Origin of the sequence: Nocardia sp. NPDC052112 (assembly GCF_040680135.1) — a bacterium.
Lineage (GTDB): Bacteria > Actinomycetota > Actinomycetes > Mycobacteriales > Mycobacteriaceae > Nocardia.
This window is the reverse complement of the sequence record NZ_JBFAWD010000027.1, coordinates 1-26,029: the sequence shown is the minus strand read 5'-3', so window position 1 is coordinate 26,029 and position 26,029 is coordinate 1. Positions and strand designations below refer to the sequence as shown.

At 68.8% G+C, this 26,029-nt stretch carries 3 protein-coding genes; all 3 read right to left on the bottom strand.

What is annotated here, in order from left to right; translation table 11 throughout:
- From AB0L58_RS35815 to AB0L58_RS35805, 3 genes are read right to left on the bottom strand one after another with little or no spacing between them, the layout of a single operon-like run.
- A complete protein-coding gene (locus tag AB0L58_RS35815; RefSeq protein ID WP_364394310.1) occupies positions 1–10,830 on the bottom strand; it encodes a type I polyketide synthase in 10,830 nt (3,609 codons plus the stop codon).
- Positions 10,827–21,692, bottom strand: a complete 10,866-nt coding sequence (locus AB0L58_RS35810; RefSeq protein ID WP_364394308.1) for a type I polyketide synthase — start codon at positions 21,690–21,692, stop codon at positions 10,827–10,829. Before AB0L58_RS35810 ends, AB0L58_RS35815 begins: the two co-directional genes overlap by 4 nt.
- On the bottom strand, positions 21,689–26,023 hold the full coding sequence (locus AB0L58_RS35805) for an SDR family NAD(P)-dependent oxidoreductase (protein ID WP_364394383.1): 4,335 nt from the start codon (positions 26,021–26,023) through the stop codon (positions 21,689–21,691). The genes AB0L58_RS35810 and AB0L58_RS35805 overlap by 4 nt, the downstream gene beginning before the upstream one ends.
- Positions 26,024–26,029: the final 6 nt, after the last annotated feature.

Below are 26,029 nucleotides of genomic sequence, written 5' to 3'. Positions count from 1 at the left end.
TCACTGAGTCGAAATCTGCTGGTCGATGAGTGCGAAGAGTTCGTCGGCACTGGCCGCCTCGATGGCGGTGCGATCGCTTCCGGCCGAGGATTCGCCGTCGTGGAGTGCTTCGGCCAGCAGCGAGCGGATCCGCTCGGCCAGACGTGCCTTGTCCCGATCCGACGTCATGGTCGCGAACAGCGATTGCAGCGAGTCGATCTGGTCGTCGACCGCCGATGTGGTCGATGTGGCCGCCCACCGCGACCCCAGCAGCTTCGCTACCGCGGCGGCGGTCGGGTAATCGAACACCAGGGTCGACGGTAGTTTCATCGCTGTCTCCTCGGCGAGCCGGTTCCGCAGCTCGACACCCCCGAGCGAATCGAATCCCAGTTCGTTGAACGGGATTTCGGGATCGACGGCCGCGGCCGACGGATGTCCCAGAACCGCCGCGGCGAGTTCCCGCACGAGTTCGAGTATCAGCTCATCTCGCTGATCCTCCGGCGCGGCGGCCACCCGTGCGGCGAACCGGCCGGTGCTGCCGCCCGGCACTCGACGCGCTCGAGCGGGTACCAGGCTCTCGAGCACCTCGGGCAACAGCCCGGTCCGGGCTTGCGCCGCCAGTGCCGCCCTGTCGAATTCGACACAGGCGGCCACCGGTTCGTTCGAGGCGATCGCGGCGTCGAACAGTGCGGTCCCGTCGTCGATGCCGAGCACCTTGATGCCCAGTCGTTCCCACCGCGTCAGCGCGGCTCGGTCCATCGCGCCGGTCATACCGACGTCTTGGTTCCACGGTCCCCACGCCAGCGAGAGCGCGGGCAGCCTCTGGGCGCGGCGAGCGAGTGCGAGTCCGTCGAGGAACGAGTTCGCCGCCGCGTAGTTGCCCTGTCCGGGTGCACCGAATGTCGATGCGACGGAGGAGAACATGATGAAGGCCGACAGGTCGTGTCCCCGGGTCAGCTCGTCCAGGTGCAGGGCACCGTCGACCTTGGGCGCGAGTACACGGTCGATCTGCCCGGCGGTCAGTTTCTCGAGCGTGGCGTCGTCGACCACACCCGCGGAATGAATCACCGCCGTCAACCGATGTTCGGGCGCGATCGAATCGAGCACCGCAGCGACATCGGCGCGATCACCGACATCGCATGCGGCAATACGCGTTTCGGCTCCCAGGGCGGTCAATTCGGCCACCAGGTCCGCGACGCCCGGGGCGGCTTCGCCCCGGCGCGACACCAGCAGCAGGTGCTCGACACCGTGCGTCACCACCAGATGCCTGGCCAGGACCGCACCCAGACCACTGGTGCCGCCGGTGATCAATACCGTGCCGTGCCCGAACATCGCACCCCGGTCGAGCGACTGCGGTTCGTCGGTGACCGCACCGCCGGACAGTCGCGGTACGAACATCTGCGAGTCGCGAACCGTTGTCTGTCCCCGATCCGATTCGACGGCAGTGCGCACGACATCGGCGTCCACCATGCCGTCGTGATCAAGTAGCGCGATCCGGCCGGGATGTTCGGACTGTGCGGTGCGGACCATGCCTGCCACCGCGGCGGCGGCCACATCGACCGGCTCGTCCGCCACGGCCGTCGCACCGCGGGTCACCACCACCAGCCGAGTATCGGCCAGCCGCTCGTTCGACAACCACGACCGCAGCATCGTCCAGACCGTGTGAACCGAAGCCCGCACCTCGGCGGCACGTGCGCCGGAGGACGCGGTAGCGACCCCGTCAGCGAGCGCGTAGACGACCAGATCCGGAATCTCCTCGGCCGCAGCCAATTCCGCGATGTCACGATAATGCCGGTCGATCCCGGACACCCTCGCCGACCCGACTGTAGCCATGACGGCGGCGGTGGCGGCGGCAGCCCGATCCGCGCGAACCCATCGCAGGTGCAGCGGCGCCGCACGGCGAGCCGAGCTCGCGGTCACGGCCCGGACATCGACCGGGCGCGCGGTCACGGCATCGATTGTCAGCACGACCGAACCGGTGTCGTCGACGACGACCATTCCGATCTGCCCGCTGCCGTCGCGGACCACCCGCACCCGCACCGCCCCGGCACCGGAACGCCACAGCCGCACTCCGGCGAACGAGAACGGCAACGGCACCTGCCCGGCGGCCAGGTCGTCGGACAGGCCGTCGATCGCCACGTGCAGACAGGCGTCGAGCAGTGCCGGATGCACGGCGAACGCCGAGGCCGAAGCGCTCACCGAGTCGTCGAGTGAGACTTCGGCGAAGGTCTGCTCGCCGCGAGTCCACACCGCGGTCACACCCTGGAATACCGGGCCGTACTCGAAACCGCGCTGCGCCAATCGATCGTAGAAGGACGCATCGCTCGACGGCTCCGCACCGGCCGGGGGCCAGCTCCGCTCGTCCCACACCGGGGCGACGCCGGCGGCAGCGGTCAGCACACCCCTCGCGTGCAGCACCCACGGATGCTCCGCGGCCGAGTCCCCCTCGGCGGCGGGGCGGGAGTAGATCGCGAAGGCGCGCCGTCCCTCCTCATCGGGTGCGGCGACACTCGACTGCAGATCGACCTCGATGCCGTCGGCCAGTACCAGTGGGGATTCGAGTAGCAGTTCCTCGATGACGTCCACCCGCAGTCGTACGCCCGCGCTCAACGCCAATTCCGCGAACGCCGTCCCGGGCAACAACACCGAACCGAATACCGCGTGGTCGGCGATCCACGGATGCGTCCGCAGCGACAACCGCCCGGTGAACAACCACTCGTCTCGACCCGCTACCGGCACCGCATTCGCCAACAGCGGATGCCCGAATGTTGCGGTCACGACTCCTGCCTGTGGCTGCACCCAGTAGCGCCGATGCTGGAACGCGTAGGTCGGCAATGCCACCCGATCCATGCCACGCCCGGCGAACACCAGCGGCATATCCGGCTCCAGCCCCGCCGCGTGCGCTTGCGCGAGGAGGGTGACGAACCCGACCGTCTCGTCGATCGTCCGACGCGACGACGCCGCCACCAGCATCGACTTCGTCTCCGCTCGCGGATGCTCGGCCAAACACTCGGCGGTCATCGCAACGAGCACCGCGTCCGGGCCGACCTCCACGAACCTGCGCACACCGGCACCGACCAGGGTGTCCACACCGGGAGCGAATCGCACGCAACCACGAACCTGCGCGACCCAGTACTCCGGATCGCACACCTGCGCACTCACCTGCGTGCCCGACACATTCGACACGATCGGCAACAACGGCTCCCGATACGTCAAACCCTGTGCCACAGCGCGGAATTCGTCCAGCATGGGCTCCATCAACGCCGAATGGAACGCATGCGAGACCCGCAACCGCGTGGTCTTTCTCCCCTCTTCCGACAGCCGTCGCGCGATATCGTCGATCACAGCCGCGTCCCCTGACAGCACCACCGATTCCGGACCATTCACGGCCGCCAGCGACACGTGGTCGCCGAATTCGCCGAGCACGCGCATCGCCTCGTCCTCCGGCACGGCCACCGCCAGCATCGCCCCGTCGGCCGGCAACGCCCCCATCAACCGGCCCCGCGCCGCCACCAGCGCGCACGCGTCCTCGAGCGACCACACGCCCGCCACGAACGCCGCCGCCAGTTCACCGATCGAATGTCCCGCAACGACATCCGGCGACAGGTCGAACGATTCCAGCAGCCGGAACATGGCCACCTCGAACGCGAACAACGCCGGTTGGGTGAACTCCGTCCGATCCAGCATCTGCCCCGGATCAGCGAACATGACGTCCTTCAGCGACCCACCGAGCCGGCTGTCGAACTCGGCGCACACCTCGTCCAGCGCGGCCGCGAACATCGGAAACGCCTGATACAGGCCCGAACCCATCCCTGGCCGCTGCGCTCCCTGACCGGTGAACAGGAATGCGGTTCTCCCCGAACCCGCCACGCCGTCGACCACCCCCGGCAGCGGCGAACCCGATGCCAGCGCGGCCAGGCCCGCGAGCAACTCCTCCCGATCGCGCCCGACGACGGCGCCCCGCCGGTCGAGCCGTGCGCGCGTGTCCACCAACGAGCGTGCTACCGACCACAGATCGATATCCGGGCGGTCGGCCAACCATGTCCACAACCGGTCCGCCTGTCCCCGCAGTCCCTGCTCCGACTTCGCCGACAGCATCAGCGGCACCACGGAAACATCGGCGACGGAAGGGCTTTGCCGCACATCGGGATCACCGCCGTGCTCCGATACGCCGACCGGTGACGGCGCATCCGGCGCTTCCTCGACAATGACATGTGCGTTGGTTCCGCTGATCCCGAACGACGAGACGCCCGCACGCCGCACCCGGTCGCCGGTCAGCCACGGCTCGGGCTCGGTCAACACCCGCACCGACCCAGCCGACCAATCCACGTGCGGCGACAAGGCGTCCACATGCAGTGTCTTCGGCAATACCTGATGCCGCAGCGCCTGCACCACCTTGATCACACCGCCCACACCCGCGGCCGCCTGTGTATGGCCGATATTCGACTTGAGTGCGCCGATACGCAACGGCCGGTTCGACCGCTCCTGTCCGTAGGCGGCGATCAATGCCTGTGCCTCGATGGGGTCGCCCAATGCCGTCCCCGTCCCGTGCGCCTCCACCACGTCCACGTCCTGCGCACGCACACCGGCATCGGCCAGCGCCGCCGCGATCACGCGCTCCTGCGACGGACCCCTCGGCGCTGTCAGGCCATTGCTCGCGCCGTCCTGATTGACAGCGCTGCCACGGACCACCGCGAGGATGTTGTGCCCCAGCCGCCGCGCATCCGACAGTCGTTCCAGCACCAGCACGCCCGCGCCCTCCGACCAGGCCACACCATCGGCGGCCGCCGAGAACGCTTTGGACCGGCCATCGGGAGCCAGACCGCGCTGCCGGGAGAACTCCACGAACACCGTCGGAGTAGCCATCACCGTGGCACCGCCCACCAGCGCGAGGGAGCTTTCCCCCTGGCGCAGAGCCCGGCACGCCAGATGCAGTGCCACCAACGATGACGAGCACGCCGTATCCACCGTCATCGCCGGACCTTCCAGCCCCAGCGAATAGGCGACCCGGCCGGACACCACACTGCTCGCGGCGCCGGTGGCGACATAGCCTTCCACCTCGGGCCCGCCCAGGCGGGTCAGGGCGTCGTAGTCCTGGTACATCACGCCGGTGTATACACCGGTGTCGCTGCCCCGCAACGAGGTCGGGGCGATCCCCGCATGTTCCAATGCCTCCCACGACACCTCGAGCAGCAACCGCTGCTGGGGATCCATCGCGATCGCCTCACGCGGGCCGATTCCGAAGAAGCCCGCGTCGAATTCGGCCGCGTTCATCAGGAAGCCGCCCTCACGGGCGTAGGACGTGCCGGGATGGTCGGGGTCCGGATGGAACAGCTGGGCCGTGTCCCAACCGCGATCCGGCGGAAACTCGCTGATGGCGTCCGCGCCGGAGAACACCAGATCCCACAGGTCGTCTGCGGATTCGACGCCGCCGGGATAGCGGCACGCCATTCCGACGATCGCGATCGGCTCGTCGGCTCGCACCCGGCGCGTGGTCTTGCGCTGCTTCGGCGTGGACGAGTCCCCCATCCGGGACCCGATGAAGGCGGCCACCGCCCGGGTGGTGGGGTGGTCGAAGACGAGGGTGGACGGCAACCGCAGGCCGGTGTTCGTGGTGAGCCGGTTGCGGAATTCGACCGCGCCCAGCGAATCGAAACCCATTGCGCTGAAGGGCTTCTCGATATCGACCAGATCACCCGCGGCATATCCCAGCACTGCGGCGACCTGGCCACGGACGAATTCGAGTACCGCCGCGTCGCGAGCATCCGGTGCCAGCGACGCCAGCCGCCGCACCAGGTCGCCACTTCCGGCCGCGCGGCGCGCGGACGGCACCAGCGACCGCAACATCGAGGGCAGCATTCCCGTCCCGGCAGCGACGGCCAATGCCGCCGTGTCCAGGTCGACCGCGGCGACGAACGGAGCTCCGGCGCCACCGGCCAGATCGAACAATTCGAGACCGTCGGATTCCGACAGCGGGCGAGAACCCATGCGCGACAACCGGTCCAGGTCCGCATCGGTCAGCTCGGCCGCCATTCCGCTGCGCCCGCCCCATGGCCCCCAGGCCACCGACACCGCCGGCAGGCCCGCATTGACGCGGCGGAGCGCCAATGCGTCCAGTACCGAATTGGCCGCCGCATAGTTGCCTTGTCCCGACGATCCGACCACCGCGGCAACGGAGGAGAACAGGACGAACGCCGACAGATCGGAGGTGAGCTCGTGCAGATGCAGTGCCGCATCGACTTTCGGTGCGAGCACGCGGTCGACCTGCTCGGCGGTGAGGGTGTCGATGGTGCCGTCGGCCAGCACGCCGGCGGCGTGGATGACCGCGGTCGGCGCGGGGCCGTCGGAGATGTCGTCGAGCAGCGCTGCCACGGCGGCGCGATCGCTCACATCACAGGACCTCACCCGGGTCCGGGCCCCGAGTTCGGCCAGTTCGGCTACCAGTTCGGCGACACCCTCGGCCCGCTCACCGCGCCGCGACACCAGCACCAGTTCGCGCACCCCGTGCCTGCCGGCCAGATGCCGCGCCACCAGCGCGCCGAGCCCGCCGGTGCCACCGGTGATCAGCACCGCACCCGGGCCGAGATCGATGGTCCGCGCGGCGGCCGGATCGCGGTGGGTCAGCCTCGGCGCCAGCAGCGCACCCGCGCGCAGCGCCAGCTGCTTCTCGTCGGTGGCCATGGTCGCCGCGATCAGTTCCGGGGGCACCGCGCTGTCATCGTCGATGTCCAGCAGCACGATCCGGCCGGGATTCTCCGACTGCGCGCTCCGGAGCAGACCCCAAACGGCCGCGGCGGCCAAATCGGGGTCTTCGCCGGGCAACCCCGCACCATTGCGCGTCACCACCACGAGTCGGGCGTCGGCAGTGGGCAGGCGCAGCCAGGATCGCACCGAGGCCAGCACCGCGTGCACGCGATCTCGCACGATGGCCGCAGCCGACCGGGAACCGGCCTCGCTGTCCGCAGCGCGGCGGTCGGGACCATCGGCGAACCACACCAGCACATCCGGAGCGTCGCCGGTGTCGCCGGTCGCGGCAGCCAGGTCCGGGTAGGTCCGTGCGAATCCGGGCACGGCCACCCCGGCGATCAGCAGGCCGTCCACTTCATGGGACGCGTCGCCGGTGCCGACTCGACTCCATTGCACGTCGTAGAGCCCGCGGTCGGCAATCGATCGATCATCGCGCAGCGCCTGGCTGTTCACCGGGCGCGCCCGCAGCGATTCGACGATCAGTACCGGAGCGCCGGTGTCGTCACCCAGTTCCAGCCGCATACTGTCGCCGACGCGCCGGATGCGCACCTGTGCGGCGGTCGCCCCCGGGCGATACAACCGGACGCCGCCGAACGAGAACGGCAGCGGCACCCGTCCAGGCGGCAGATCCGCGGCCAGATCCTGCACCCCGGCATGCAACGCGGCGTCGAGCAGCGCGGGATGGATGCCGAATCGGCCACCGTCCACACCGACTTCGGCGGGCAACCGCACATCGGCCACCATGTCACCGCCGCCATCGCGCCAGACGCGGCGCGCCCCCTGGAATGCGGAGCCGTAATCGAATCCGCGCGCGGCCAGCCCGTCGTAGAGGACGTCACCGGGGATCGCGTCGTCCTCCGGGTTGTCGTCGACCTCGTAGGCCGGACCCTCCATTTCCCCGCCGGGGGCGAGAATGCCACGCGCATGGGTTGTTCCACTCGCGCCCGCCGATTGTTCGCCGACGATCCGGGACGCCACGACGAATCGCCTGCGCCCCTCGTTATCGGGTTCTTCGACCGCGATCTGCACGTCGACCTCGGTCCGCTCGCCGAAACGCAGCGGCGCCTCCAGCACCAGCTCGTCGACGACCTCGACACCCAGCCGAGCGCCGACCGCCAGGGCCAGCTCCACGAAACCTGTTCCCGGGAGCAGAATCTCGCCGAAGACGGTGTGATCGGCGATCCACGGATGCGACGCCACCGACAGCCGACCGGTGAACAGCCATTCGTCCCTGCCCGCCACCACGATCGACCCGCCGAGCATGGGGTGGTCGACCACCGTCACACCGGCGCGGCCGACATCGCCCCGCACGGCGGTGGGTGCGATCCAATGGCGCTGATGCTGGAATGCATAGGTCGGCAAGAGAATTCGACGCGATTCCCGGCCCGCGAACAAGGGGCTCCAGTCCACGTCCAGTCCCGCGGCGTGCGCGGCGGCCAGGAATGTGGTGAACTGCGCGACTTCCGCACAACCACGCCGGGCGGCAGCGGCCACCACGGTCCGCCCCTCGGTCCCAGGTTCCTCGGCAAGGCATTGCCGTGTCATCGCGGCCAGGACGGCGTCCGGGCCGACCTCCAGGAACCGCCGGGCCCCGGTCGCGGCCAGCGCGCGCACGCCGGGCTCGAACCGCACGGCCGCACGGACCTGGCGCACCCAATACTCCGGATCGGTCAGCTCCCGCTCCACCACAGCGCCGGTCACGTTCGACACCACCGGAACGGTCGGCTGATGATAGGTCAATCCCGCTGCCACCGAGCGGAATTCGTCGAGCATCGGATCCATCCGGGCGGAATGGAAGGCGTGGCTGACCCGCAGCCTGCTGGTCTTGCGACCCCGCTCGGCGAGCAGCGGTTGGACGTCGTCGACCGCCTCCGCGTCGCCGGACAGCACCACGGCCGCCGGTCCATTCACCGCGGCGACCGACAGCCGATCGGCGTATCCGGCCACCAGCTCGATCGCCTCGTCTTCGGTGACAGCCACCGCCAGCATCGCACCGCCGCCGGGCAGGGCGCCCATCAGTCGCCCCCGCGCCGCCACCAGCGCGCACGCGTCCGCCAGCGACCACACCCCCGCCACATACGCCGCCACCAGCTCGCCGATGGAGTGCCCGAGCAGCACATCCGGTGTCACACCGAACGATTCGACCAGCCGGTAGGCGGCCACCTCGTACGCGAACAACGCGGGCTGGGTGAATTCCGTCCGATTCAGCAGGGCCGCACCGGCATCACCGTCGGCGGCGAACATCACGTCCTTCAGCGCTCGTCCCAGCAACGGGTCGAGTTCGGCGCATACCTCGTCCAGCGCGGCCGCGAACACGGGGAACGCCGCGTACAGTTCCCGGCCCATTCCGGGTTGCTGCGCGCCCTGGCCGGTGAACAGGAACGCCGTGCGTCCCGCGCCCACGACGCCATCGACCACGCCCTCCGACAAGGCACCGTCGGCAAGGGCCGCAAGTCCCGCCAGCAGTGCCTCCCGATCACGGCCCACGATCGCTCCGCGCCGGTCCAACTGCGCCCGCGACGTGATCAGCGAATTGGCCACATCCCATATATCCGCATCGGGTTCACCGATTAACCACTGCCACAGCCGATCCGCCTGCGCGCGCAGGCCGGGTTCGGATTTCGCCGACAGGAGCCACGCGACGACATCGGAGTTCGTATTCGGCGTAATCGTTTCGGCCGCTACCTGTTCCGTAGCAGCCCCGGCGACCGGTTCGGCGGGAGCCTCCTCGATGATCACGTGCGCGTTGGTGCCGCTGGCCCCGAAGGACGAGACACCCGCACGGCGCACCCGCTCACCCGCGGGCCACGACTGCGTCTCGGTCAGCAGGCGCACAGTGCCCGCCGACCAATCCACATGTGGCGTAGGCGCATCCACATGCAACGTCATCGGCAACATCTCGTGCCGCATCGCCTGAACCATCTTGATCACACCGCCCACCCCCGCCGCGGCAGACGTGTGACCGATATTCGACTTGAGCGAACCCACATATAACGGCCCGTGTTCACGCCGCGCGCCGTAGACGCCGATCAGCGCGCGCGCTTCGATCGGATCCCCGAGCATCGTGCCGGTCCCGTGCGCCTCCACCGCGTCGATGTCGCCGGGTTCCAGTCCGGCATTGGCCAATGCCTGTGCGATGACACGCTCCTGCGACGGGCCGTTCGGTGCGGTCAGCCCCTTGCTCGCGCCGTCCTGATTGAGCGCGCTGCCGCGAATGACCGCCAAGACGTTGTGCCCCAGGCGTTGCGCATCAGACAGGCGTTCGACGACCAGCATGCCGATACCTTCGGAAAATCCGGTCCCGTCCGCGGCGGCCGCGAATGCCTTGCATCGGGCATCGGTGGCGAGCCCGTGCTGGCGGGCGAATGCGATCAGATGGGACGGATCCGACATCACCGTGACACCGCCCGCCAGGGCCAGCGATGTTTCGCCGTTGCGCAGCGCCTGGCACGCGAGATGCAGGGCCACCAGCGACGACGAGCACACGGTGTCGATCGACATCGTGGGCCCCTTGAAGCCGAATGTGTAAGCGACCCGGCCGGATACGACGGAGTTTCCCGCACCGAGATAGGCGTGGCCTTCCGCCTCGGCGGTCAGTGTCGAGGAGCCGACCCGAGGTCCGTAGTACTGGTGGAAAACGCCGGTGAAGACACCGGTATCGCTGCCGCGCAGCGACATCGGGTCGATGCCCGCGTACTCCAGCGCTTCCCAGGACGCCTCCAGTGCCAAGCGCTGCTGGGGATCCATCATCGCGGCTTCCCGCGGGCCGATCCCGAAGAATCCCGCGTCGAAATCGCCTGCCGAATACAGGAATCCGCCTTCACGGGTATTGGTCGTGCCGGGAACGTCCGGATCCGGATTGTAGAGTTTCTCCAGATCCCAGCCCCGGTCGGTCGGGAACTCGCCGATGGCGTCGACGCCGGAGGCCACCAGGTCCCACAGTTGCGCGGGCGATTCAACGCCGCCGGGATAGCGGCAGCTCATCCCGACGATCGCGATCGGTTCCCGCGCACGCTCCTCCAGGTCCTGGATGCGCTTGTTGGCGGCGCGCAGGTCCCTGGCGAATCGCCGCAGGGACTGGGTGAGCCGTTCCTCATTGCTCATGATCGACCGAACTCCTCGTCAAGCAGATCCAATAGTTCGCTGCCGGAATGCTCGGCAAGGTCATCGTCGAATTCCTCGTCCTGCCCACGATCGCCGAAGTGCGACCGGAGGCGGTCGCCGATACCGAGCAGTGCGGTAGCGGCAGCGGGGTCGTCACCGGCCGCAGCGAGAGCCTGTTCGACCATCGCCTCCAGCCGGGCGATATCGACGGGTGCGGAAATGGCGGCCGGTGGGGCCGCAGATGACGCCGAGATCAGCTGTTCTTGCAGATATCGGGACAATTCGACCGGGGTCGGGTAGTCGAACACCATCGTCGAGGACAACCGCAGACCGGTGCTCTTCGACAGCCGGTTGCGCATATCCACACCGGCCAGCGAATCGAAGCCGAGCTCGTCGAATCCCTTGTCGGCGCGAATATCCCCCGCCGAGGAATGCCCCAGTACCGCGGCAGCCTGCTCGAGGACCAGGTCCAGAACCGCGCGATCCCGCTCGGCCTCCGGTAGCCGATCCAGTAGCAGACCCTGCGATGGTCTTTCCTCCGCGGCGGCGGACCGAGAAGGCAGGGCGATTTTTCGCAGGACCGGGGGAACCGTTGCCATATGTGCTTCCCGCCGAAGGGCATTGACGTCGAGACGGAACGGCATGAGCGCGGATACGCCCGCCGGGGTCGATCCGATCCCCACGGCGGTATCGAACAGCCGAAGGCCGTCCGCCGGCGCCAGCGGATGCACGCCGAGGCGGGCCATGCGTGCGGCACCCACGTGATCCAGGGTGCCGCCCATACCGCCCGACCCGGCCGCGGTGGGCTCCCACAGACCCCAGGCCAGCGCCACAGCGGGCAGCCCTTCGGCGCTGCGCCGCGCGGCCAACGTGTTCAGGAAGCTGTTGGCGGCAACGTAATTGGCCTGTCCCGCAGCGCCGATGACAGCGGCCATCGACGAGAACAGCACGAAGGCCGAGAGATCAGCATTCCGCGTCGACTCGTGCAGATTCCATGCCGCGTCGACCTTCGGCGCGAGCACGCGGTCCAGCTGTTCGACGGTGAGCGTAGCGATCGTCGCATCGTCGAGCACACCCGCGGTATGAACCACGGCCGTCAACGGCTGTTCGGCCGGTATCGAATCGAGCAGTGCCCGCAACGCGGACCGGTCCGCGACATCGCAGGCCGCGATGCGCGCGTTCGCTCCGAGCTCGCGCAGGTGCGCCGCCAATTCCGTTGCGCCTGTGGCTCGCTCGCCACTGCGGGACACCAGGAGCAGGTGCCGGACACCGTGCTCGGCAACCAGGTGACGGGCCACCATCGCGCCCAGACCACCGGTACCCCCGGTGATCAGCACGGTGCCGGAGCCGAATGCCGGTCTCGCGCCGGCGATCACCTCCGAGCGCCGCAGCCGCGGCACCAGCATCCTGTCCGCGCGAACGGCCACCTGCGGCTCGTCGGCCGCCATTGCCGACATCACGGTGTCGACCGACAGCGGAACGGACGTGGACTGCCGGTCGAGCAAGACGATCCGGCCGGGATACTCGGACTGCGCACTGCGAACCAGGCCCGCCACCGTGGCCGCCGCGAGATCCGGTGTCTCGCCGGGCAGCCCGAGGCCGTTGTGGGTGACGACGACCAACCGCGACCGCTCCGACGGATCCTTGTCCAGCCAGCCCTGCAGCAGGTGTAGTGCCGACCGGGCCCGCTCATGTGCGGCGACGGTGACATCCTCGTTTCGCGCTGCCGCGTCCGACCACACCAGCACAGCGGGCATCGCACGATCCGATGTCAGACTGTCGAGGTCCGGATAGCGTTCCCGCACACCGGCAATCGAAGCCGACCCCAGTGCGATGACCTCGTCGGTCACCGGCACGTCGGGTGCAGGGTGAACCTCCGCCCATTCCATTTCGTACACCCCGGCGTCACCGGCGAGCGGGCGGCGGAACTGGGTGACGTCATAGGGCCGCATCACGATCTCGTCGAAGGAGACCACCGGGTTGCCGTCGCCGTCCACCGCCGCCACGGCGAGCACGTCCTCACCTTTCGCCACGGCGATCACCCGCAACGGACCCGGCCTGCGGACATCGTGGAATCGGGCGCCGCCCCACCGGAACAGCAGCATGCCGCGGCTCGGGTCGGAGCTGGGCTCCGGCCACACCAGACGGGCCATCCCCGCATGCGCGATGACGTCGATCAGGCCCGGATGCAGCAGGAAACCGTCCGATTCGACGGCCGGATCCAGCGCAACCTCGCTGAACACGGCGTCGCCACGCTGCCACGCGCGTTCGATGCCGCGGAAGGAGGGACCGTATTCGAGTCCCGACACGGCTTCGATATGCGCGGGTACCCATTCCGGATCGATGGGGTCCGCATCCGACGGCGGCCACGGCTGCGCCCGAAGACGTTCCAGCAGCGGCTCCGCCGCCGGCCGGTCACCGGTCAGAATGCCGCTGGCGTTGCGTACCCACTCTCCCTCACCGACGCGGTAGTGCACCGTGCAGTGCCTGCGGCCCGTATCGTCGGCCTGGTCGACAAGCACCTGCAGATCGATGTCGGCGCCGTCCTCGGGCGGGAAGATGGGGGCCTCCAGCGTGAGCTCGTCCACCCCGGCGCAGCCGAACCGCGGTCCCGCCGCACATAACATCTCCACCAGCGTCGTACTCGACACGACCATCACGCCGTAGCTCATGTGATCCGCGAGCCACGGATGGGTCCGGCGCGAGAGCCGCCCGGTGAGCATCCATTCGTCCTTGCCCGCGACCTGCACCACACCGGTCAGCACCGGGTGACCCGATACTCCCGGCGACGCCCCACCGGCAACCGGTTGCAGCCAGTACCGCCGATGCTGGAATGCATAGGTGGGCAACGGCACCCGCGATACCGGACGATCCGCATACAGCGGCGTCCAATCCACACCGGCACCCGCCACATGCGCTTGTGCCAATGCGGACACGAATTGCAGCGGCTCGCCGACCGAACGCCGGGCAACCGCGACCACCGTCGATGCGGCCTCCACGTCCGGAATCTCGGCGAGACACTGCCGGGCCATCGCGGACAACACGGCATCCGGCCCGATCTCCACGAACCGCCGCACCCCGGCCTCGGCCACGGTGGCGATCCCGGGCGCGAACCGCACGCAACCGCGCACCTGCTCGACCCAGTAACCCGGATCGGTCACCTCGGCACCGGCCACGGCGCCGCTGATGTTCGACACGATCGGGATCTTCGGCGGATGGTAGGTCACACTGTCGGCCACCAGCCGGAACTCGGCGAGCACCGGATCCATTCGCGCCGAATGGAATGCGTGGCTCACCCGCAACCGGTTGGTCTTGCGTCCGCGTCCGGTGAGTACACGCTCGATCGCGTCGATGGCGTCCGCGTCTCCGGACAGCACCACCGACAACGGGCCGTTGACCGCCGCGATCGAGACCCTGCTGCCGTATTCGGCGACGATATCCGTCGCGTCGGTCTCCGTGATGGCCACTGCCAGCATCGCTCCGCCCTCGGGCAGAGCTCCCATCAACCGACCGCGGGCAGCCACCAGACGGCAGGCATCGGGCAGCGACCACACCCCCGCCACATACGCGGCGGCCAGCTCACCGATCGAATGCCCGATGAGCATGTCCGCGGCGATACCGAACGACTCCAGCAACCGCGACAGCGCCACCTCGAACGCGAACAGCGCGGGCTGGGTGAATTCGGTGCGGTGCAGCAGTCCCTCGGTGTCATCGAACATCACCGCGAGCAGCCCGGGCGCGGAATCCGCTCCCGGATCACGCGTCAGGAGAGCATCGAACTGGGCACACACCTCGTCCAGAACCTGCGCGAACACCGGGAACGCCGCATAGAGGTCCTTACCCATCCCCACACGCTGCGCACCCTGTCCCGTGAACAGCCACGCGGTCTTCCCCGGCGCCGCGACGCCCTCGACGGCACCGGAAGACACCTTGCCCGCCGCCAGATCCGCCAGACCGGAAAGGATCTCGTCGCGCCCGGTCCCGACGACGGCGCCCCGGAATTCCATATGGGAGCGGAAGGCGCTCAGCGAGTACGCGACATCGGCGATCTCTCGCTCGGGTCCGGCCACCAACCACTGCAGGAGCCGATCCGCCTGCGCCCGCAACCCTGCCTCGGATTTGGCCGATACCAGCAACGGCACCAGCAGGTCTGCCGGAGTTCCGTTGGTTGCCACCGGGATTCGTTGCGGCGCCTCCTCCAGGATGGCGTGGGCGTTGGTGCCGCTGACACCGAACGACGACACGCCCGCGCGACGGGCACGCCCGTTGCGCGGCCACGGCCGCGGCTCGGTCAGCAACTCCACACCGCCGGCCGACCAATCCACATGCGGGCTGGGCACATCCACGTGCAGCGTCATCGGCAGAGTCTCGTTCCGCAACGCCTGCACCATCTTGATCACTCCGGCCACGCCTGCGGCGGCCGAGGTGTGCCCGATATTCGACTTCAGCGAGCCGATCCGCAGCGGCGCTCCCGGCCGATCCTGACCGTAGGCGGCGATCAATGCCTGCGCCTCCATCGGATCACCCAGTGTCGTCCCGGTGCCGTGCGCCTCCACCGCATCGATGTCGGCGGGCCGCAACCCGGCGTTGGCCAGGGCCGCCGCGATCACCCGCTCCTGCGACGGCCCATTCGGCGCGGACAGACCGTTCGACGCGCCGTCCTGATTGATCGCCGTCCCCCGCACCACGGCAAGAACGTTGTGGCCCAGGCGGCGGGCATCCGACAGCCGTTCCAGCACCAGCATTCCGACGCCCTCGGAGAACGCGACACCATCGGCCGCGGCGGAAAACGATTTGCACCGCCCGTCCGGGGACAGACCACGCTGCCGAGCGAAATCGACGGAGAGATAGGGATCGGCGTAGATTGTCGCGCCGCCCGACAACGCCAGCGATGCCTCACCCTGTCGCAGCGCCTGACAGGCCAGATGCAGCGACACCAACGACGACGAACACGCCGTATCCACGGTGACCGACGGCCCTTCCAGGCCGAACACATACGACAGCCGGCCCGAGATCACGCTGCCCTGGGCTCCGGTGAGCCGGTAGCCCTCGAACTCGGGGGTCACCCGGTTGAAATAACCCGAGAAGCACGCACCCACGAATACCCCGGCATCGGTGCCACGCAGCGAAACCGGATCGATCCCGGCATCCTCCAGGGCCTCCCACGACGCCTCGAGCAACTGCCGCTGCTGCGGGTCCATCGCCGTCGCTTCCCGCGGGCCGATCCCGAAGAATCCGGCGTCGAAATCCGCTGCGTCGTCGAGGAATCCGGCGCGGCGGGCGTATACGGTCCCGGGTTTGTCCGGATCCTCGTCGAACAAACGGTCCAGATCCCAGCCGCGGTCCGATGGGTACGCACTGGTCGCATCGATCCCCGAGGCCACCAGATCCCACAGTTCGTCCGGCGATTTCACCCCACCCGGGAACCGGCATCCCATGCCCACGATCGCGATCGGCTCATCCGCCGGTGTTCGGCGCGCGACCTTCTTGCCCGGTCCGCCCGTCGTCTTCGGCTCGTGCCTCGACAGCACGTGTTTCGCCACCGCGGCGGGAGTCGGATGATCGAACACCAGGGTCGACGCCAACCGCAACCCCGTGACCTCGGCCAACCGGTTGCGGAACTCCACCGCACCCAGCGAATCGAAACCGATCTCGTCGAAAGGTTGATCGGGCCGGATATCGGCCGCCGAATCGTGTCCCAGCACGGCCGCGGCCTGCCCCAGCACCATCTCCAGCACCACGTCGCCGCGCTGCGTGTGCGGCACCCGCGCCAACCGCTCACCCAGCGAACCCGCCGCGAAACTCGCCTCCGACCGGCTCGCGGCCGGCAGCGGACGCCGCACGAACCCGCTCAGCACCGCGGGGATCCCCACGGGATCCGAGACGCGCCGCAGCACACTCGGGTCGAACCGCAGCGGAGCCAGCCACCCATCGTCGCTCGCGACCGCGAGAGCGGCATCGAAAAGGCGCACACCGTTGGCATTCTCGAGTTGCCCGAGTCCCCACCGGCCCAACCGCGCCAACGCCGCACCGTCCACCTCGCCGGCCATCCCGCTGCCGGAGTGCCACGGTCCCCACGCCAGCGATATGGCGGGCAACCCCGCGGCTCGACGCAGGCGGACCAGGCCATCCAGGAATCCGTTCGCCGCGGCGTAATTGCCCTGTCCGGCCGAACCCAGCACTCCCGCGATCGAGGAGAACACCACGAATGCCGACAGATCTCGGCCGCGCGTCCACTCGTCCAGGTACCACGCTCCGTCGACCTTCGGCGCCAGCACCCGATCCACCTGCTCGGCGGTCAGCGATTGGAGGGTGCCATCGTCGACAACCCCGGCCATATGCACCACGGCGGTCACCCCACCATCGGAGTCCATGGCGTCCAACAGGTTCCGCACCGCGTCACGATCGGTGACGTCGCAGGCCACGACGCGCGCGTCGGCGCCGGCCCGCGCCAATTCGGCGACCAGCTCGTCCGCGCCGGGCGCCTGCGGGCCGCGCCGGGAGGTCAGCACCAGCCTGCGCACACCGTGCTCGGTGACCAGGTACCGGGCGAACTCCGCGCCCAGACCACCTGTGCCACCGGTGATCAGCACCGTCCCCGCACCCGACCACGGCGACAGGGGATTGTCTTTCCGAACCTCGTTGTCGGTGCGGGTCAGCCGGGGAACCAGAATCCTGGTGTCGCGCACCGCGACCTGCGGCTCACCCGAGGCCAGCACGGCCACGATCCGATCGGCATGCACCGCTTCGGCCGGGTCTTCGTCGAGGAGTATGAACCGCCCCGGATTCTCCGTCTGTGCGCTGCGGACCAACCCCCACACCGCGGCTGCTGCCACATCCACGGCAGCGCCCTCGCCGGGAAGACCGACACCACCCGTGGTCACCACCACCAGCGAGGCATCCGACAGGCGTTCTTCGGCGAGCCATGTCCCGAGCACGGCCAGTGTGCTGTGCACCCGTGCCCGCACCACACCCGGATCGTCGACGACCTCTCCGGCGATCGCCGGACGCCAGACGACGATATCCGGAACATGTTCCGCGGCAACGATATCGGCAATGGACCTGTGTGATGCCGCGATTCCCGGCACCACCGTGTCCGCGAGGACGGCCGACGCCGGCATAGAGCCTGGGACCGGAGGCGGGGCCGTGCTCTTCCAGTCCACCCGATACAGACCGGCGTCCTGATCATCGGACAGACCACGCCGGAACTCCTCGACGTCGTACGGACGCAGCAGCACCGAATCAACCGATACGATCGGCCTGCCCTCCGGATCGACTGCCGCGACCGACACCGTATCCGCGCCGGTCTTCTCCGAGATGATCCGCAGGGCTGTCACTTCCGCGGGCATCGGCCGGTGGAGACGCGCACCGCCCCACCGGAACAGCAGCCAACCGGTATTCGGATCGGACTCCGCGAAACGGAATATGGATTGCGAGAGTCCGGCATGCATCACCAGCTCCAACAGCGCCGGATGCAGGTCGTGGCGACCGGATTCCGATACCGCGTCAGTATTCAGCGTCGCCTCGGAAAAGACCGTGTCGCCACGCTGCCACACCGCATTCACGCCGATGAACGCCGGACCGTAGTGGAGCCCGGTATCTTTCGCGATCTGCTCGGCAAGTGCCACCCGGTCGACATCGACGAGTTCGGCATCGGCCGGCGGCCACGCCTGCTCACCGAGCCGGGATACCAAGTCCGAGTCGCCATTCCACCGTGGCGCGAGGAAACCGGTCGCATTGCGCACCCATTCGTCGCCGGACGGCCTGCGGTAGAAGAACTCGAACGAACGCCGCCCGGACTCGTCCGCGGCCGCGACCAGGACCTGCACTTCGATCTCGTCGTCACCGGGACGGATCGGCGCCTGCACGATGATCTCCTCGACCACCTCGCAATCGATCCGCCCGCCGGCGGCGAGCAGGAATTCGAGCAGCAACACGCCCGGAACCACCACGACACCATGGGCCATGTGATCGGCGATCCACGGATGCGTACGCACCGAGAACCGGCCGGTGAACAGCCACTCGTCGGTCCCGGCCACGCCGACCACACCGGTCAGGATCGGATGATCCGCCGACGCCGCCGCATCGGCACTGGGCTGCAACCAGAACCGGCGACGCTGAAATCCGTAGGTCGGCAAAGCGACCCGGCGCACCGCTCGCCCCGCGAACAGCGACGCCCATTCCACCCGCGCACCCGCGACGTGGATCTGCGCCAGTGCGGTGACGAACTGCGAGACCTCGTCGACGGATCGGCGCGCCGCCGCCACGATCCGCGACACCGATTCGACCTCGGCATTCTCGGCCACGGTCGCACGCGTCATCGCCGCCAGCACCGCATCCGGGCCCACCTCCACGAATCGCCGCGCACCCGCCGAGACGAGGGTGTCCACTCCCGGAGCGAACCGCACACACCCCCGCACCTGCCGAACCCAATACTCCGGATCGGTCACCGCGTCCCCGGCGAGCTCTCCGGTTTCGTTCGACACGATCGCGAGGCGCGGCGATCGATACGCGATACTTCGTGCCACCGAACGGAATTCAGCCAGCATCGGCTCCATGAGGGCGGAGTGGAAAGCGTGGGAAACGTCGAGCCGGTTGGTCTTGACGCCGGTACCCGACAACGCGGACTCGATCGCCTCGACGGCCTCCAGGTCCCCGGACAACACTGCCGAGGAGGGGGCGTTCACGGCCGCGATCGAGACTCTTCCGGCGTGCTCGGCGATCAGTTCGGCGGCCCGCTCCTCCCCGACTGCGACGGCCAGCATCGCGCCGCCTTTGGGCAGCGCGCCCATCAGCCTGCCGCGCGCGGCGACCAGAGCGCAGGCGTCCTGCAACGACCACACCCCGGCCACATACGCGGCGACCAGTTCACCGATGGAATGCCCGAGCAGCACATCCGGGGCGATACCGAAGGATTCGAGCAGCCGGAACATCGCCACCTCGAAGGCGAACAACGCCGGCTGGGTGTTTTCGGTGCGCGCCAGCACCTCGGCGGAGTCGCCGAACATCAGGTCTTTCAGCCGCCGTCCCGACGCGAGGTCGAACTGTGCGCACACCTCGTCCAACGCCGCCGCGAACACCGGAAAGGCCGTGTACAGGCTCTTGCCCATACTCACGCGCTGAGCGCCCTGGCCGGTGAACAGGAAAGCGGTTGTGCCCGCACCCGTGCGGCCTTCGATCGCGCCGAGCGAACCGGCCGCGAGATCGGCCAGACCGGCGAGCAGTTCCTCCCGGTCACGCCCCACCGCCACACCGCGCCAGTCCAGCAGCGCCCTGGAGGTCGCCAGCGAATGCGCCACATCCCAGGCATCCGCATCGGGGTCGTCGAGCAACCACTGTCGCAGCCGGTTCGCCTGGGTTCGCAGCGCTGCCTCGGATTTGGCCGAGATCATCAGCGCGACGACATCCGACGCCACGGGCTCGGCCGCGACGACCTGCTCGGATTCACCTGCCGACTCGGCGGCCTCCGGATCGGCAGGGGCTTCTTCCAGGATTACGTGAGCGTTGGTGCCACTGATTCCGAACGACGACACACCCGCACGCCGCACCTGCCCGCTCGCGGGCCACGGCTCGGCCTCCGTCAGCAACCGCATCGTGCCCGCGGACCAATCCACGTGCGGCGTGGGCGCATCCACATGCAGCGTCTTCGGCAGCACACCGTGGCGCATCGCTTCGACCATCTTGATCACACCGGCGACACCCGCGGCGGCATTGGTATGACCGATATTCGACTTGAGCGACCCCAAACGCAGCGGCCCACGCTCACCCCGCGCACCGTAGACCGACATCAGTGCACCCGCCTCGATCGGATCACCCAGCTTGGTGCCCGTCCCGTGCGCCTCCACCACGTCCACATCCGACGGTGCGAGGCCCGCATTTGCCAGCGCCGCCGCGATCACCCGTTCCTGCGCCGGACCGTTCGGCGCGGTCAGCCCCTTGCTCGCACCGTCCTGGTTGATCGCCGTCCCGCGCACCAGCGCGAGCACGTCGTGGCCCAATCGCCGTGCGTCCGAGAGCCGTTCGACGACCAGGATCCCGAGCCCCTCCGAGAGACCGGTCCCGTCCGCGGCTGCCGCGAACGCCTTGCACCGCGCATCCGCCGACAGCGCTCGCTGACGCGCGAAGGCGATCAGATGGGACGGGTCCGACATCACGGTCACACCGCTCACCAGAGCCAGCGACGCCTCGCCCCGCCGCAGCGCTTGGCACGCCAGATGCAATGCCACCAGCGACGACGAGCACGCGGTGTCCACGGACAACGTGGGGCCCTTGAAACCGAACAGGTAGGAGACCCGGCCGGACAGCACACAGCTCGACACGCCCAGAACGGCATGACCTTCGGCCTCCGCCGTCAGCGCCGGGGAGCCGATGCGAGGGCCGTAGTTCTGGTGGAAGACACCGGCGAAGACGCCGGTGTCGCTGCCTCGCAACGACTTCGGGTCGATACCCGCATCCTCGAGAGCTTCCCAGGAAGCCTCCAGCGTCAGACGCTGTTGTGGATCCATCGAGGCGGCCTCGCGTGGGCCGATCCCGAAGAAGCCCGCATCGAATTCGGGCGCCGAATGGATGAACCCGCCCTCGCGCGTATAGATCGTCCCGGGCACACCGGGATCGGGGTCGAAGAGTGTGTCCAGATCCCACCCGCGGTCGACGGGAAAGCCGCCGACCGCGTCGGCACCGGAGGCCACCAGATCCCACAACTGCGCGGGGGATTCCACGCCGCCGGGAAAGCGGCAGCTCATCCCGACGATCGCGATCGGCTCGCGCGCACCCTCTTCCAATTCCTGGATGCGCTTGTTGGCGGTTCGCAGGTCCCCGGTGACTTTGCGCAGATACTGGGTGAGCTTTTCCTCGTTGCTCATGAGCGACCGAACTCCTCATCAATCAGAGTGAAAAGCTCGTCGGGCGAATGTGTGGCGAGGTCGGCGTATTCGTCCTTACCGCCGCGCCACCTCCCGCCCAGGTGGGACCGAAGCCGGTCGCCGATACCGAGCAGTGCGGTGACCGTGGCGTCGTCGTCTCCCGCCGCGGCCAGGACCCGATCGACCATCGCGGCCAGATGGGCGATGTCGTCGGATGTGGTGTCGGCCGCAGCCGGCGAGACGGCCACCGCCGAGGGCAATCGCTCGTACAGATAACCGGCCAGTTCGGGGGCGGTCGGGTAGTCGAAGACGAGCGTCACCGGAATCTGGAGGCCGGTGGCTTTCGACAGCCGGTTGCGAAGCTCCACACCCGACAGCGAGTCGAGCCCGATCTCGTCGAATCCCTTGTCTGGCTCGATATCTGCGGCCGACGAGTAGCCCAGTACGGCCGCCACCTGTTCGAGAACGAAGTCCACGACGGCCTGCTCCCGTTCGGCTTCCGGTATCAGGCCCAGCTCGAAGCCGCGCGAGCGCTTGTCGCTCACCGTATTCCGCTCCGAATGTCGCACCAGACCCCGCAATATCGCGGGGACCGGGTCGGGCAGCGCGGTCCGGTCGAACCGCGCTGCAACCAGCGCGGACTCCTGATCCACCAGTGCCGCGTCGAACAGCGCCAGCCCGTCCTGTTCGCCCAGCGCGACGATTCCCTCCCGCCGCAACCGGGCCAGGTCGGCCTCGCCGAGAGCATCGGTCAGCCCGCTGCGCTGTTGCCACAGACCCCATGCCACCGATGTCGCGGGCAGACCGCTCAGGTGCCGGTGGTGTGCCAGCGCATCGAGGAAGACGTTGGCGGCGGCGTAATTCGCTTGTCCCCGAGTGCCGATCACCCCCGCGACCGAGGAATAGAGCACGAACTGCGACAGATCCAGATTCTCGGTCGCCTCGTGCAGATTCCATGCCGCGTCGACCTTCGGGCGCAGCGTCGTCGCGAGCTGCTGCGGTGTCATGTCGGCGAGCAGACCGTCGGCCAGCGCGCCCGCCGTGTGGACGACGCCGGTGAGCGGGTGCTCCGGTGCAATACTCGCCAGCAGCTTGTCGAGCGCCTCCCGGTCGGCCACATCGCAGGCGACCACGTCCACCTGTGCGCCCAGCGCCGTCAATTCCTCCGCCAGGCCGGCGGCACCGTCGGCGGCGGGACCGCCCCTGCTCGCGAGCACCAGCCGCCGCACACCGTGCTCGACGACGAGATGGCGGGCCGCCATCGCACCCAGAACACCGGTACCGCCGGTGATCAGCACGGTGCCGTCGGGGCGCAGCGGGGTCGGAATGGTGAGCACGTTGCGGCCGATATGCTTGCCCTCGCCCACGAACCGGAACGCCTCCGGCGCCTGCCGCAGATCCCATCCGGTGATCGGAGGCGGTGCCAGTACCCCTGTATCGATCAATTCGACCAGGGCACTCATGATCTCGCGCAATCGATCGAGCCCGATCTCGTCGAGATGGAAGTAGCGGTAGTGCACGCCCGGGTGCTGCTCGGCGACCTCGCCGGGATCGCGCCGATCGGTCGCCACCATCTCGAGGAAGCGGCCACCGCGCGGCAGCAATCTCAGTGAGGCGTCGACGAATTCGCCTTCCAGCGAATCGAGCACGATATCTGCACCACTGCCGCCGGTGACCTCGAGGAACTTCCGCTCGAAGTCGAGGGTGCGCGAGTCACTGATGACCGCATCGTCGAATCCCATGCCGCGCAGCAGATCCCATTTGGAACGGTCGGCGGTGACCAGCAGCCGTAGACCGAGATGACGCGCCAGTTGCACAGCAGCCGTGCCGACACCGCCGGTGGCGACATGCAACAGCAACGTCTCCCCCGGCCGGGCGTCGGCGAGATCGACGAGGCTGTAGTACGCGGTAATGAACACCACGGGCACGGCGGCCGCCTGTGCGAACGACCATCCCCGCGGTATCGGAGCCAGCCGCCTGCTGTCGGTCACAACGACCGAACCGATGCCCTCGATCATCCCGAAGACCCGGTCGCCGATGGCGAATTCGGTGACGTCCGGCGCCACCTCCAGCACCACGCCCGCACCCTCCATGCCGATGGTGGCGTTCGGGTTCGGATACATACCCAAGGTGATCAGTGCGTCCCGGAAGTTGACGCCCGAGGCGCGCAGACCCACCCGAACCTGACCGGGCCCGAGCTCCTGCACGGCAGTGCGGGTTTCGACCAGAGCGAAGTTGTCACCGGTCAAGGAGCCCTTGCCGAGCTGACGCAACGCCCACGCCGGGGCCCGCAGCGCGTCACCGCCTCCCACCACGTCGCCGCGGTCGGATGTCAGCCGCGGCACGTAGGGAACGCCGGCGCGCACCGCGACCTGGGGCTCATCCGCCAAGGCCAAGGCCGTGGCAACGGCATCGCGACAGTCGTCCCAGCGGTCCACGTCCACAACGGTGATCCGGTCGGGGTGCTCGTTCTGTCCGCTGCGCAGCAGGCCCCAGACCGCCGCGCCGACGAGATCCACGGGCTCGCCCGAGGCCGTCGCGACCGCACCTCGGGTGACCACGACGATGCGCTGATCCTGGGCCAGCAGCTCCTTGCCGCGCGCCACGACCTCGGCCAGCCGACTCTGCACCGCATCGGGCACGTCCGTGTCCGCTGCCGCCGTGGCGCCGCTCACGAGACCATCGAGTCGAATCACGGTCGCGGGCCGGCAGTCCACGGTCACCGTCTCGCCGTCGTCCGTGCTCGCCCACCGCGTGGCCGCGGCCACGTCGTCCGGATTCGGCGCGGGCAACGGAACCCAGCGCAGACGGTAGGTACCGTCCGGCGCCGCCGCGCCCACCGCGCCGATCTGGATCGGACGCAGGGTCAACGCCGCGATCTCGGCGATCGGTGCGCCTTGAGAGTCGGTGAGTGTGAGGGTGATTCGCTGGTCCTGCGGGTCGGTCCCGGCCGGCGCCACTCGAACCCGGGCCGACGCGGCACCGACCGCGTCCACGGTCACGTTCTCCCACGAATAGGGCACGAGGATCTCACCGGGCGCGGCAGGCGCACTCATCCCACCGAGGCCGATCGTGTGCAGTGCCGCGTCCAGCAGTGCCGGATGCACCCCGAACCGATCCGCCGACTGTGCCTGCTCCGGCAGCGCGACCTCCGCGAAGAGTTCGTCGCCACGGCGCCACAAAGCGGTCAGCCCCTGGAACATCGCCCCGTAGTCGTAGCCGCGCTCGGCCAACTCGGCGTACGCATCGCCGATGCGTACCGGCAGCGCTCCGACGGGCGGCCAGCTCGCCGCGTCGGCCCCGATCGGTTCGGGAGCCGAAAGCGGCGAGGCGACAACGGTTCCCGTGGCATGGCGTACCCATTCCGAGCGCGGTGCGCCGGACGATCCCGGGCCGTCCTGGTCCGATTCGCCGTCGCTCTGCGGGCGCGAATACACCGATACGGCTCGTGCTCCGGCATCATCGGGTGCGGCCGCCATCACCCGCAGTTCAACGGCGCCATCGGCCGGTAGGATCAGAGGCGCGGCCACAACCAGCTCGGCCAGCCGGGGACAGCCGACCATCGTCCCGGCATGCAACGCCAATTCGACGAAGGCCGTCCCCGGCAGCAGGGCCGCTCCGTTGATCGCGTGATCGGCCAGCCACGGGTGATCCGCCAGCGACAGGCGCCCGGTCAACACCACCGCTTCGGAGTCCGGCATCCAGACCGCCGCACCCAGCAGCGGATGCCTCGCCTCGCCCAGCCCCGACTGGTACACATCCCGGGCGGCGCTCGGCTGCAACCAGTACCGCTTGTGCTGGAAGGCGTACGTCGGCAGATTCACCCGAGCGACGGGTAGGAGCGTACCGAGCGCCCGTGTCACGACCGGAGCCAACGCGTCGGCCGCCACGTCGACGCCGGCACAGTAGGCCTGCGCCAACGCGGTGGTGACCTGCAGCGGATCGCCCTGATCACGCTTCAGCGTGCTCAGCACGGCCACCCGATCGGCCCGACCCAGCTCTCCCGCCGTCGCCTCGATCCCCATCGTCAGCACCGGATGCGGGCTCACCTCGATAAAGGCATTCGTCCCCGCACGCTGCAACGCCGCCACCGACTCCGCGAACCTGACCTGTTCACGCAGCCCCCGATACCAGTACCCGGCATCCAGCTCGGCGGTATCCATGAAATCCGCTGTCACAGTCGAGAAGAACGGCACCGAACCCGACACCGGCACAACCGATTCCAGCTCCGCCAGCACCCGATCGCGAACGGCCTCCACCGCCGCCGAATGCGAGGCATAATCCACCGGAATCCTCTTGGCCCACACACCATCGGCCGCACACCCAGTCAGAAACTC